The 13,158-nt window shown below is 72.5% G+C and carries 7 protein-coding genes; 4 read left to right on the top strand and 3 right to left on the bottom strand.

Annotated features, from left to right (window positions below; genetic code table 11):
- Window positions 1-427: 427 nt before the first annotated feature.
- Entirely contained in the window at window positions 428-2,032 is a 1,605-nt protein-coding gene (gene guaA / locus AC559T_RS10550; protein WP_498868577.1) for a glutamine-hydrolyzing GMP synthase, read from the bottom strand.
- A 590-nt stretch (window positions 2,033-2,622) separates the two neighbouring features.
- On the opposite strand from guaA, the gene AC559T_RS10545 reads away from it, so the two are divergent.
- From AC559T_RS10545 to AC559T_RS10530, 4 genes are read left to right on the top strand one after another with little or no spacing between them, the layout of a single operon-like run.
- The gene (locus tag AC559T_RS10545; RefSeq protein ID WP_498868576.1) at window positions 2,623-6,327 is read left to right on the top strand and encodes a sensor histidine kinase; all 3,705 of its coding nucleotides are present in this window, start codon (window positions 2,623-2,625) and stop codon (window positions 6,325-6,327) included.
- Window positions 6,324-6,746, top strand: a complete 423-nt coding sequence (locus AC559T_RS10540; RefSeq protein ID WP_020463433.1) for a roadblock/LC7 domain-containing protein — start codon at window positions 6,324-6,326, stop codon at window positions 6,744-6,746. The genes AC559T_RS10545 and AC559T_RS10540 overlap by 4 nt, the downstream gene beginning before the upstream one ends.
- Window positions 6,747-6,771: 25 nt before the next feature.
- The gene (locus AC559T_RS10535) at window positions 6,772-7,131 is read left to right on the top strand and encodes a DUF742 domain-containing protein (protein WP_006541596.1); all 360 of its coding nucleotides are present in this window, start codon (window positions 6,772-6,774) and stop codon (window positions 7,129-7,131) included.
- The gene (locus tag AC559T_RS10530) at window positions 7,112-7,708 is read left to right on the top strand and encodes a GTP-binding protein (protein WP_020463435.1); all 597 of its coding nucleotides are present in this window, start codon (window positions 7,112-7,114) and stop codon (window positions 7,706-7,708) included. Before AC559T_RS10535 ends, AC559T_RS10530 begins: the two co-directional genes overlap by 20 nt.
- Window positions 7,709-7,891: 183 nt before the next feature.
- Here the strand turns inward: AC559T_RS10530 and AC559T_RS10525 are convergent, their stop codons facing one another.
- Together AC559T_RS10525 and AC559T_RS10520 are read right to left on the bottom strand one after the other, a co-directional pair.
- Window positions 7,892-9,190: an ABC transporter substrate-binding protein gene (locus tag AC559T_RS10525; RefSeq protein ID WP_498868575.1), complete on the bottom strand. Its 1,299-nt coding sequence runs from the start codon at window positions 9,188-9,190 to the stop codon at window positions 7,892-7,894.
- Between the two features lie 428 nt (window positions 9,191-9,618).
- The gene (locus AC559T_RS10520) at window positions 9,619-12,762 is read right to left on the bottom strand and encodes a hypothetical protein (protein WP_498868574.1); all 3,144 of its coding nucleotides are present in this window, start codon (window positions 12,760-12,762) and stop codon (window positions 9,619-9,621) included.
- Window positions 12,763-13,158 lie beyond the last annotated feature (396 nt).

Raw genomic sequence — 13,158 nt, 5'->3', positions numbered from 1 at the left:
CGCGAAGTCCGACCAGATGTGGCGACATGTCCGCCCGGAACGGGCGGCGCATCTCGATGCCGCCGGGCCGGTCCACGGGAAGGGCGCCGGCGTGCGCGGACAACCGCCGGCGTGCGCAATACGACCCGCCCCGCGCAGGCACTGGCAACTTTCCGACGGGTGGCTGACGCGATTCCCCAGGAGGGGAATCAGCACCCGACACCATTTGACGGCAATACCCGGACACGAATCACGCAACGCCACCCCGACGGGCGACGGAGAACCTGGTAGGACGTCCCGGCGGACGCTCCGGCAGGCGACTGACGCCCTGGGGGACGGCCGACGACGGACGCCGGCCGGGCCGCCCGCCCCGTAGCGCGGACGGCCCGTAGCACGGCACGGCACGGCATGGCGCCGCGGCCGCGGCGCCAGCCTCACCCGTGGGGGGCTACTCCCACTCGATCGTGCCCGGCGGCTTCGAGGTGATGTCGTAGACGACCCGGTTGACCTGCCCAACCTCGTTGACGACCCGGTTGCTGATGCGTTCCAGCAGGTCGTAGGGCAGCCGAGCCCAGTCGGCGGTCATCGCGTCCTCGCTGGTCACCGCGCGCAGCACCACCGGGAAGCCGTAGGTCCGCTCGTCGCCCTGGACGCCGACCGACCGGACGTCCGCCAGCAGCACGGCGAAGACCTGCCAGATCTCCCGGTCGAGCCCCGCCCGGCGGATCTCGTCCCGGACGACCGCGTCGGCGGCCCGGACGATCTCGAGCCGCTCGGGGGTGACCTCACCGATGATGCGGACGGCCAGCCCCGGGCCCGGGAACGGCTGGCGCCAGACGATGTCCTCGGGCAGGCCGAGCTCCTCGCCGAGCCGGCGGACCTCGTCCTTGAACAGGGTGCGCAGCGGCTCGACCAGGTCGAACTGCAGGTCGTCCGGCAGCCCGCCGACATTGTGATGGGACTTGATCTTGGCGGCGGTGGGCGAGCCGGACTCGATGACGTCCGGGTAGAGAGTGCCCTGGACGAGGAAACCGATGTGCGTTCCCTCCGCCTCCGCGCGGGCGTCGAGCTCACGCGCGGACTCCTCGAAGACGCGGATGAACTCCCGCCCGATGATCTTCCGCTTCTGCTCCGGATCCGTCACCCCAGCCAGCGCGGAGGCGAAGCGGTCCGCCGCCTTCACGTGGACGAGGTCGACGCCGGTGGAGGCGACGAAGTCGCGTTCGACCTGTTCCGCCTCGCCCGCCCGCAACAGCCCGTGGTCGACGAACACGCAGGTCAGGGTGTCACCGACGGCTCGCTGTACCAGCGCGGCGGCCACCGCCGAATCGACCCCGCCGGACAGGCCGCAGATCAGCCGGCCGTTGCCGACCTGCGCCCGCACCGCGGTCACGGCCTCCTCGACAATGTTGATCATCGTCCAGGACGGCCGGCAGCCCGCGCCGACCAGCAGGAAGTGCCGCAGGACGTCCATCCCGCGCTCGCTGTGCACGACCTCGGGGTGGAACTGCACGCCGTAGAGCCTGCGGGTGGGGTCCTCGAACGCCGCGACCGGGGTGGACGGCGTCGACGCGGTCACCCGGAAACCGGGGGGCGCGGCGGTCACCGAGTCGCCGTGCGACATCCAGACCTGCTGGCTGGTGGGGAGGCCGTCGAAGAGCACCCCGGGGTCGGCCACCCGCAGCCGGGTGGCTCCGTACTCGGCGGTGCCGGTGCGGGCGACCGTGCCGTCCAGCGCCTGCGCCATCACCTGGTGGCCGTAGCAGATGCCCAGGACGGGCACCCCGGCGGCGAACAGCGCGGGGTCGACCCGGGGGGCACCCGGGGAGTAGACGGACTTCGGCCCGCCAGAGAGGATGAGCGCGGCCGGGCGTCGGTCCAGGATCTCGGCTACCGGCATATCCCACGGGACGATCTCCGAGTACACATGGCACTCGCGAACGCGCCGAGCGATCAACTGGGCGTACTGGGCGCCGAAGTCGATCACGAGAACCGGATCGTAACCGGGATGTGCGCCGGTGGAGCCATAGCTGGCGCGAGGTGACTCGTTCACCCATCAAGCCTACGGAGGACGGTGGACCCGAGCGTCAGGCGGCATGGCCGTGCACTCGCCCCCCCATTGGGGCCGCCTTCGGCCATCGCGGCGAACCGCTGACGAACGGCCGCCGAACCGACGAACCGTTCGATCGAACGAACGGGCCACCGAACGCGATGAACCCCCAGATGCCATCGTTAAGGCTCCTTGAACGTCACTGATGACGATGGACAGACCGACCGACAGTGCTCACCGAGGAGGTCATCCGTGACTAACTCGGCGCAAACCGCCCACAACTGGCCTCAGCCCGACAACGGGCGTACGGTGGGCGCCTTTCGGGTGCTCAGTACGTACCGCTAAGGTGCGTTGTGAGGGACATCCGGGCCCGATACCGAGCCATCCTGGTACGACCCTGTTCCGGGAGGCTGGCGGAGAGGTTGCGAAGGTACGTGCGCAGACAACCGATGGCCAGCAGCACGGGCATGGCCGCAGACCGGCCGCCGATGACGGCGGCTGGTTCGTCCGTGGAAGACGAGGGCCACCACGACGACCGGCCCCCGACGCCGCCCCGGCCCGAGCGGTCCGGTGGTCGGAGTCTTCGTCATGCGGTGACCGACCCCACCAACTGGCGGGTGCGCACCAAGCTGATCGCCATTCTCGCCGTGCCGATCGTGGCCATCCTGGTCAACTCGTCGATCCAGGCGGCATCGGTGCTGACCAGCACCCGTGACGTGAACCGGGTACGGGATCTGATCGAGATCAGCAGGTCGGCGTCCACGCTGGTCTACTCCCTACAGCAGGAGCGCACGTTCACCACGGGCCTCGTGGCCCGCACCGGGTCGCTGCCCGCGGTCGAGTCCCGGCGGGCGGCGGTGAACGACGCCTACACCGCCTACCAGAACGTCACCAAGGGGCGCGCGGAGTCGTTCGGCCCCGAGGTCCGGGAGGCTCTGGAGGCGGCCGACAACCGGCTGAGCCGCCTGGACTCGCTGCGCCAGGCCTCCGTGCGGATGGTGGACCCGAGCTCGGTGCGGGCGGTCTACAAACCCCTCATCGACTCGTTGATCGATCTCGTCGTCCGGATCCCTCAGGGCAACGACGACCAGCAGCTCCTCTCGAGCGTCACCGCCACGGACCATCTCGTCCGGGCGAACGAGGAACTCGCCGTGGAGCAGGCACTGGTACACGGAGTGGCGATCAGTGGGCGTCCATTCACCACCGAGGACTACCGAGAGTTCCTGAGCACCTACTCACAGCGCGTGGAACTGCTCCGAGCGTTCGAGGAAGACGCGACTCCCGCCGAGCTCACCATTTACCGGGACAAGCTGAACTCCGACGAGAACAACGACATCGAGAACACCGCTCTGTACACGGAGCAGGTCCTCAACGCTCCCGTCGGGCAGCCCCTGGAGGTCATCGACTCCGAGAAGTGGCTGCGTGCCACCAAGGAGACGATCGACCTCGGCACCGAGGTCACCGGCAGCCTGCTGGGTATCACCGACGACCGGGTCGGCGAGCTGCGCGGCCAGATCCAGCGCGGCGCGCTCCTGTCCGGTCTGCTGATCGTCGTCATCCTCGCCAGCGCCCTGCTCGCCGCCGTGGTCGTCGCCCGCTCGCTGGTCCGGCCACTGCTCGCGCTGCGGACCGCGGCCCTCGACGTCGCCGGCCGGCGACTGCCCGAGGCGGTCCGCCGGCTGCGAGATTCCAGCGATCAGGACATCTCGGACGACGTCGAACCGATCGGTATCGACTCCGACGAGGAGATCGGCGAAGTCGCGCGGGCCTTCGACGCGGTCCACCGCGAGGCGGTCCGGCTCGCGTCCGAGCAGGCCGTCCTGCGGAACAACGTCAACGCGATGTTCGTGAACCTCTCCCGCCGAAGCCAGGGCCTCGTCGAACGGCAGCTCCGCCTGATCGACGACCTGGAGAACCGCGAGCAGGACCCGGACCAGCTGGCGAACCTGTTCAAGCTCGACCACCTCGCCACCCGTATACGGCGGAACAACGAGTCCCTGCTGGTCCTCGCCGGCACCGACACCGCCCGCCGCTGGACGCACCCCGTCCCGGTCAACGAGGTCGTCCTGGCCGCGATCTCCGAGGTCGAGCAGTACACCCGGGTCAAGCAGACCGGGGCGGCCTCGGTGTCCATCGCCGGCAGCGGTGTCAGCGACGTCGTCCACCTGATCGCCGAGCTGCTCGAGAACGCCACCTCCTACTCGCCACCGGTCACCGATGTCATGGTGTCCAGCCACTCGCTGGGCCCGGGTGCCGGCGCGATGATCGAGATCGAGGACCAGGGCATCGGCATGCCGGCCAAGGAGCTCGAGCGGGTCAACGACCGGCTCGCGAACCCGCCGATCGTCGACGTCTCCGTCTCCCGGACCATGGGTCTGTTCGCCGTCGGTCGCCTGGCCGGCCGGCACGGGATCCGCGTCCAGCTCCGCGAGTCGGCGTCCGGCGGTATCACCGCGGTCGTCCGGCTGCCCGCGAAGCTGGTCACGGGCGACGGCGGCGCGATCCCCAGCGCCCCCCGCCCGGCCGCGGCGATCGGGCCGGGCAGTGGCGGGCCGGGCAGCGGAGGGCCGGGCGGCCAGCCCGGTGGCCGGGAGGCCGTCGCCCGCGGCGGCTCCAGCGGGCTCGCCCTGCCCCGCGGCAGCGACCGCAACGGCGCAGGGAGTGGCCTGCCGACCACCAACTTCAGTCCCACGGTCGACCCGGCCGCGTCCGCCGCCGCCGGCGGATCCTCGCTGGCGCCGGGCAGCAACGGCACCGGGACGGGTCCCGGGTTCGGGCAGGGCTTCGGCCAGGGTCCCGGACAGGGCTCCGGGTTCGGCCAGGGTCAGGGCCTCGGGCAGGCCTTCGGGCAGAGGCAGGGCTTCGGGCAGGGACAGGGCTTCGGGCAGGGACCATCCTCCGGAGGCTCCCCCGACAGCGGCCCCGTGTCCCTGTTCGGTGGAGGCGGGGGCCAGGCGGACGGGCCCGCCCGCAACGGGCACCACCCCGGCGACGGCCCCGACGAGCGCATGCTCAACGGGTCGGGGCAGTCCCGGCGCGAGGAGAGCGGCCCGTTCCCGACCCAGGGCCAGACCGGTCCCGAGGACTCCGCCGAGTTCGCGCTCGAGGCGTTCGACTCGGGCCCGCTGCCCCAGCGCCTGGACGGCCAGAACGACGTCGACCCGCACACCGGGGAGCACCCGTACACCTACCCGATGGCGATCGGCCGCGGCGGCGAGCCCGAGCCGGAGCGCGCCGACACCGGCGGGTACCTCCTGCCCGACACCCAGGCGGAGCAGGACGAGTACTCGGCGCAGGTCGGCCCGCCGACCGGCCCGACCTCGATGTACGCCGAGCCGGAGACGGACGCGCTCTCCCGGCCGGGCGGGGTGTTCAACCGGGCGCCCACCCGGCCCAGTCCCGACCAGACCGGGCCCTTCCCGCGGACCGGCCCCAACCTGGCCGCCGCGTTCCGCACGCCCAGGGAGACGGGCCCCCTCGAGCGGCCCGTCCAGCCTCAGGCCGAGGACACCGGCGAGCTGGCCGCCGCCGAGCAGGGCGAGGACGTCGACACCACGCCGATCTTCGACTCCGTCTCGGCGTGGTTCCAGCGCAGGTCGCCGGCGCCCTCGAACGGCTCGGCGAACGGGCAGGGTGAGCGGCGTGGGCAGCGACCCACCCGCGGCCCGGTACGGGCCCAGGGCGCCGGGCAGCAGCCGCCGGCGACCCGGCAGGCTCCGCCCGCGCAGCAGCCCATCCACCAGGTCACGCCACTGCCCCAGCGGCCCCAGCCGTCGGCGCCGGTGCACCGCACCACGCAGCCTCCCGCGATACCGCGTACACCGGCCCGGGGGGAACCGGTCGTCGAGTCCCCCGCGCGGGGGATCCGCCGTCCCGGTCTCGGCGCTCCGATTCCCGGGGCACAGATCCCAGGGGCACCGGTTCCGGCCGGCGCGGCGCAGGCACCGCGGCAGGCTCCGCAAACAGGACCGCAGCCTGTGGTCGCCGGAGGGCAGTCGCCGGAGGGCTCCTGGTCGTCCGCCGGCGATGCCGGCTGGAAGGCCGCGGAGCAGCTCCGGCAGCCCAGCGCCGGCGGCACCACACGGTCCGGACTTCCGGTTCGAGTTCCCATGACCCATCTCGTGCCCGGCAGCGCCGAACCAGCGGCTAGCCGGCGTCCCCCAGTAGAGCCGACGACACGCTCCCCAGAGGTTGTCGGTGGTCGGCTCGCCAGCTTCTACCAGGGCGTGCGGCAGGGACGTGATGTCGGAACGGACACCACGAGGAACCCCCGACGTGACGCGCAGGAGGAACGGTGACACCCGTGAGTTCCGAAGCCCAGAACCTCAACTGGTTGATCAATAACTTTGTCGACCGGGTTCCGGGCGTCGCCCACACCGTGGTGGTCTCCGCCGACGGACTGCTGCTGGCGGTCTCGGACGGATTCCCCCGCGACCGCGCCGACCAGCTCGCCGCGGTGGCCTCCGGGCTGGTGAGCCTCACCGGCGGAGCCGCCCGGGTCTTCGAGGCCGGCGCCGTCACCCAGACCGTCGTGGAGATGGAGCTCGGATTCCTTTTCATCATGGCCATCAGCGACGGGGCCAGCATGGCGGTACTCGCCGCACCGTCCTGCGACATCGGACTGGTCGGTTACGAGATGGCACTGCTCGTCACCCGTGCCAAGGACGTCCTCACACCGGCTCTGCGAGCCGAGCTGCAGGGAACGCTTCCGCGGTGAACATGGGTAGGTCCAGGGAGTCAGGGTGAGCATCGATCCCGAGAACGCGCCCGGACCGGTCGTCCGCCCCTATGCGATGACCGGCGGGCGGACTCGGTCACGTTACGAGCTCGCCATCGAGGCACTCGTTTTCACGACACCGCTCGGCGAGGAGCGGGCGCTAAGCCTCAACCTGGAGCAGCAGACCATCGCCGCCATGTGCCGGCAGGTGCGATCCATCGCCGAGATCGCCGCCGGTCTGAGGGTGCCTCTCGGAGTCGCCCGCGTCCTGGTAGGCGACATGGCGGACGAAGGCTTCGTCCGCGTCCACCAGCAGCCGGACCGCGATGAGGCACCGGATCTCGCGTTGCTCGAAAGGGTTCTCAGTGGCCTTCGAAAGCTCTGACCACAGACGGGTCAACTCCGCCGTCGCCACGACCTCGGTGAAGATCGTGGTGGCGGGCGGATTCGGCGCCGGCAAGACGACGTTCGTGGGCTCCGTGTCCGAGATCGTCCCGCTGCGCACCGAGGCCGTCATGACCGAGGCCGGCGCGCACGTCGACGACCTCACCCACCTCGTGGACAAGACCACCACGACGGTCGCCATGGACTTCGGCCGCGTCTCGCTGGACGAGGACCTGATCCTGTACCTGTTCGGCACGCCCGGGCAGTACCGGTTCTGGTTCATGTGGGACGACATCGTGCGCGGTGCCATCGGCGCGATCGTACTGGCGGACACCCGACGGCTGGCGGACTGCTTCGCGGCGGTCGACTACTTCGAGCAGCGTCAGCTGCCGTTCGTCGTCGGCGTGAACTGCTTCGACGGGATCCTGCGCCACTCGATCGAGGATGTCCGCGAGGCCCTGCAGATCAACCAGGCCGTCCCGATCATCACCTGCGACGCCCGTAACCGCGACTCCACGAAGAGCGCGCTGATCGCCGTCGTCGAGCACACGATGTCCCGCGCGGCGGCGCGGACCTGAGGCATCGCCGTTCCGGGATCTCCCGGTCGGAAAGGCGTGGGGGGTGCTCCGAAACCGGAGCACCCCCCACGCCTTTGGCTTTTCCGGACTGTCCCGCGCCGCTACCGGCTCCGGATACCTCCGCTTCCGCCACCGGTGGCCGGGGCCGCCGTTCCCGGCCCCGGCCCTGTTTCGTACCTCGGATCAGCGGTTCTGCACCGTCTGCAGGTCCTCGACCGGCCCGTCGGGCGCGATGTTGCTGCCGTTGTTGGCGACGACGCGCAGGTTGAAGGTGTTGTTCTGCTGACGCCACTGGCCGCCCACCAGCGGGATGCTCCCCACGTTCTTGGGGACGTTCTGGGCCCCACCGAAGGTGACGGTGCCCACGATCGTGTTCGCCTTCACCCGGGCGATGGCGTCGGCGATGCCGCGCGCGTTGTCGATGGAGTCGACGTTCACCAGCGCCTGGGCCAGCACCTCGTACAGCGCGTGGGTGAAGCCCAGGGACGGGGCCCAGGGCCGTCCTGTCTGGTCGACGTACTCGCTGGCCAGCTCCTCCGCGGTGCGGTTCGTGAGGTAGCTGCGGAACTGGTGCTTCGGCGACCAGCTGACCTCGGTGGTGAAACCGTTCGCGGTCGCACCGAGGTTCTCCACGTCCCGCTCGAAGGCCAGCGCCTTCGACATGGTGACGGCCTTCGGGAGGTAGTTCCGGTCGTTCAGCGTCCGCCAGAACACGGCGAAGTCGTCCGGATTGGGTACACCCGCGACGATCTCCACGTCGTTATCGATGATCTTCTGGACCTGTGCACTGAAGTCACGTTCACCGACCGAATAGGGCGGGACGTCGGAAAGTATCCGGAAGCCGGCCTGGGCCAGCGCGGGCAGGCCGAACACGCCGTTGGAGAAGGTGACGCCGTCCTGGTCATTGGGAAGCAGCAGGGCGACCACGCGGGGTACGTCCAGCTGCCCCCACATGGTCGTGTAGGCGCCCCGCAGGTCGCCCATGCCCCAGTAGAAGTGGTAGGTCCAGGAGAACGGCGCCTGGGCGTTGCCGCCGCGCCCGTAGAACCACGACTCCCACGGAGCCTCGGTGGAGATACACGGGACGCCGTTGGCCTCGCACGCGTCGGACACCGGGTTGGCGTTGTCCGAGGTGCCGCCGACCAGGACGACATCCACCTGGTCGGTGAAGATGAGGTCGGTCGCGGCGGCCGCGGCCCGGTTGCGGTCGGACTGGCCGTCCCGAACGAAGATCTCCACCGGCAGGGTGCTCCGGCCGACCCGGATGCCGTCCTTGAAGATCGTGCGCATTGTCTCGACGACATGCGCGTCGACCTCGGAATAGAGCCGCAGCGAGCCCGTGCGCGGGCTGACCATGCCGATGCGCACCGAGCGTGCGCCGGAACCACCGGAGCCACCGCCCCCGCAGGCCGCCAGCAGGCTCGTGGCGGGCGCCGCGACGGCGGCCATCCCGGCGGCCTTCAGCAGGCCGCGGCGATCCACCAGGCGCCACCCCTCCGGCCGCGTCTCCACCCGCGGGCCCAGGGGGCCCCGCGCTACCGGGGAGCTCGCCGCAGCCACGGAATCCGATGCCTCCGGAGAGCTCTGCGCCGCCGTTACCGGGTCGGGCCGAACCGGATGAAGGAGGCCGCGGCCTCCGTGGTTCGAGACCTCGTGGGCGGCCTGCCGCCGCCTGGTACCCGCAACACGGTCAGACCAGAACATGACACCCGATCCTGCCGCATGGCCAATAAAACCATCTCACCGGGTCCACCAACACCGCGCCCCGCGGAAGCGAGCCGGATCTTCTCCGACACCATTTGCCGGAATTCTAGCGATACATGCTCACGGAGCGCAGTGAACCAGATCCGTCGCGCTGACAGCGCTCATGCGCAACCGCCGCCGTCCCTCGGGGGATTACGCGAAGTGGTTCAGTTCACGAAGCAACTCCGGGCGGACACGTTCGGCATGGCGTCGAGCAGCAGCGTGCCACTCGCAATACCACTGTTTTCCTTGGCGGTGGTAAGGCTCTTGCCGGTGACTCCTTGCAGCGGGCCGCTGGTGAACTGGACCTCGGCGATCACCGCCGCCGCGGCGTCGCCTTGCTTCGGCGTGATGGTGTAGACGCCCTGACCGTCGTTCCAGCGATACGTCAGGCCCGTCGGATCGACGACGAGCTTGTCGGGAAGAAGGTCACCAGTGCGGGTGTCCCCCCCCTCCACCACCATAATCCGGCAGCGCCAGGTGCCGTTGACCAGCGCCTTGCCCGCGAGAGCCTCCGGATTGGTCGGCGTCGGCGGCTCGGACTGCGTGACCGTGGGCTCGGTCGGGGGCTTGTCGCCGCCGTCCCCCGTCAGCAGGGTGTAGGCGCCGACCACGAACAGGGAGACCACCAGCGCGATGGCCAGCGGGCCGATCCAGCCCTCCTTGAGCCAGGCCAGCCGGTCCGGGGTGGACGGCTGGTCGTCCGCCTCGTCGTCCACCTCGGCCGGCTCGAGCACCCCGACCGCGCGGGTCGACGGGCGGTCGTCCCCGGCACCCCGGCCACGCCCGCCGCGGCCACCGGCGCCGCCGCCGTTACCACGGGCTCCGCCCCCGCCGCCTGACCCGGCCAGGCCAGCGCCACGCGCCGCCGACCGGCGGTTCTCCGGGTGCAGGTCCTCGACGTCCGTGCCTCCCCGGCCCGGCCGGTCCGCGCGGGACCGGCTCGACCGGCCAGTCGAGCCGGTGTCCTCGGGGGCGTCGGCGGGCCGTGGCGTGGTGCGCCGCGCCGGCGGCGCGGAGACGGCCTGGAGGCTGTTCGTGTCCGTGGTCGGGTTCGGGGTGCGCCTGCGGTCCGCGGGCACCCCACGGGCACCCGTCCGGCGAGCCCCCCGGGACGGCTGCCAGCCGGAGTCGTCTCCCCGGTCGGCCGCGCCGGCGGCACCCGCCCGGCCCCGGCGGGTGACCAGGGAGGTCATCTCCGCCGCGCTCTCGGGACGTCTGGGCCGACCCGGCGCGGCACCCGCCGCGGCCGGTCCGGGCAGCGCGCGCGGGCCGGTCGCGCCGCGCGGGCCGGTCGCGGTGCGCGGGCCCGTCCCGGCGCCGGGCGCCGGTGGCGGCGTGCCTGGAACCGGTGCCTGGTCGGCGCCCGGGGCGCCCGGCGCCGCCGAACGGCCCGGGGGCAGCGCCGGCAGGGCCCCCGACCCGCGGAACGGCGAGCGCGTGGTGGTCATGGTGTCCTCGACAGCCGCGCGGGGCGACGGAGAACGCCACGGCCCGGACGGCGCCGTCCCCGGGGCGAGCGGCTCCGCGCGCGCGGCCCCGGCAGGGCCGGTTCGGCCGCCCGGCTCAGCTCGGCCCAGCTCGGGTCGACCCAGCTCCGGCTGGCCCAGTTCCGGACGGCCACCGGGGCGTCCGGGCTCGGGACGTCCCGGCGGCAGAGCGGCGACCGGCAGCGGACCGGAGAGCGGATCGTTCGCCAACGGCGGGAGGCCGGCGCCGCGAGGGCGATCGGGCGGAAAGGCCGCGGGATCATCCCGGTGCGGCGACCGCCACGGGCCGGACGCGTCGCCGTTCGGGGAACCGGGCCGGTCCGCTGCGTGCCGACCGCTGTTCAGACGCCCGTCGATCGGAAGCGCCCCGCTCGGGGACCCGGACCAGGAGCCGGGCGGCAGCGCGGCGCGCGCCACCGGCCCGGCGCCGACAGGCCGCCCCGGCGCGGCCGCGCCCGGGGTCGCGCCACCACCAGGAGAACTTGGCCCGCCGGGAGAACCAGCGCCGCCGAGAGGTGCAGGGCCGCTGCCGGGGTCACCGACGCGGTAGCCGCCGGTGGTCGGGCCGCTCGCCCCGTAGCCGTCCGGGGCGCGTGCCGCGCCGTGGTCGCCACGGGACTGGTCCGGACGGACCTCGTAGCCACTGTGCCCATGGGAGTCGTAGCCGTTGCGCCGCTGGTCGTCCCGGCCGCGGTCGGTGGACGGCGTGCCTGCCCGGGGAGGCAGCGACAGGTCGGGGCGTGGCCCGGAGCCCGTGCTGTGGCCGTTCCACGGGTCGACCGGCCGCGGAGCCGGCCGCTCGGGCTCGCCGGGCCGGCTCGGGTAGGCGGCGCCGGGGCGCGCGAACCCGCCGGTCTGGTCCGGGCGCGGCAGACCGGAGCCACCCGGATGGCCGGCGCCCGACTGCGGCGGCGGGGGCGTGCTCTGCGGACGCGCCGGGTCATAACCCTGGTAGGCGCTGGGCCCGGGAGCACCCCCGGATCTCGCGGCGGGCGGCTGCGTCCGGCTCGTCGGTGGCAGTGGGAAGCTGCCGGTCACCGGGTTGATGCCGGGCGCGCCCGCACCCGGGCTCGCGGGGCCCCAGCCGGGCGCCGAGCCGGTATCCGGGCCGCCGATGCGGACCGAACCGGTGTCCGGGCCCCCGGCGCGGCCCGGCGGGGCGGACCCGCGTTCGGTCGGGAACCTCGGCGGCGGTGTCGGCTCCACGTAGGAGCGCGGGGACGCGGGCGGGGCCGACTCGTACCCCGTCGGGACCCGGAAGCCGCCCGTCACCGACGGGCCCGCCGGCGGTAGGCCCACCTGCGGCGCCGAGGCGGGCGGGACGGGCGTGTGTGGTGCCGCGGGGTGCGGCGCCGGCGTGTGCGGCCCTGGGGAGTAGGGCCCTGAGGAGTGCGGTGCCGGGGAGTGCGGCGCGGGCTGGACGTCGGGTGCGGCGCGGCCCAGGTCGGACGGCGGCCCCCCGATGACCGGGGCGGGCCCGTTCCAGGTCGAGCTGACGTCGAACGGATCGTCGCCAACCGACGGCCCGCCGCCCACGGTCGGACCGCCGACGGCCGGGCCGCCCACGACAGGACCGCCCAGCACCGGGCCGTCCACCAGCGGACCACCCACGACGCCACGGGCCGGACCACTGCCGGCGCTCACGTCCAGGTCGGAGGCCGGCCACGGGGTGACGTCCCAGCCGCCGTCGGCCGCGGGGGCCGGGCGGGAGACCGCGGTGTCGTCGGGTTCGCCGACCCGTTCGACCGCGAAGAAGTCGTCGTCACGACGACCGCCAGTGGGTCGGTCGGTGCCGTCCACGGTCACGGAGCGATCACCCACCTGCCGCCGAGGTAGCCGGATGCCCACGTCCCGGCACCGAACCCACGTCGCGCTGCCGCCGGGACGTCGACCATGCTCATCGACCACACTCGCCGGTGAGCATCGCCCGCCTCTCTGATCAGCGTCCCAAGGCGGTCAGCCGTCTGAATGTACCGGCCATGAACGTACTGGCCGAATTCACGCTGGCCGCTTCCTGTCGCGCCGTTAAAAGTCGACGCCACCCGAACACGAGACCGCTCACCGGGACCGGACCCGCCGCTGCGGACACACCACGCGCCGGCCGGCGGGTGACCGACCGATCCGGGCACCCCGCACGAAACCCGTGCGCGACGCACACGCTCCGGACGAGTCCGATCTGGATGCGCCCGTCTCCCCGTTCGCAACGGCAGCCTCGCC

This window comes from Frankia sp. Hr75.2 (assembly GCF_949319125.1).
Lineage (GTDB): Bacteria > Actinomycetota > Actinomycetes > Frankiales > Frankiaceae > Parafrankia > Parafrankia soli.
The sequence above is the reverse complement of the archived record's forward strand: the minus strand, read 5'-3'. Positions and strand labels throughout refer to the sequence as shown.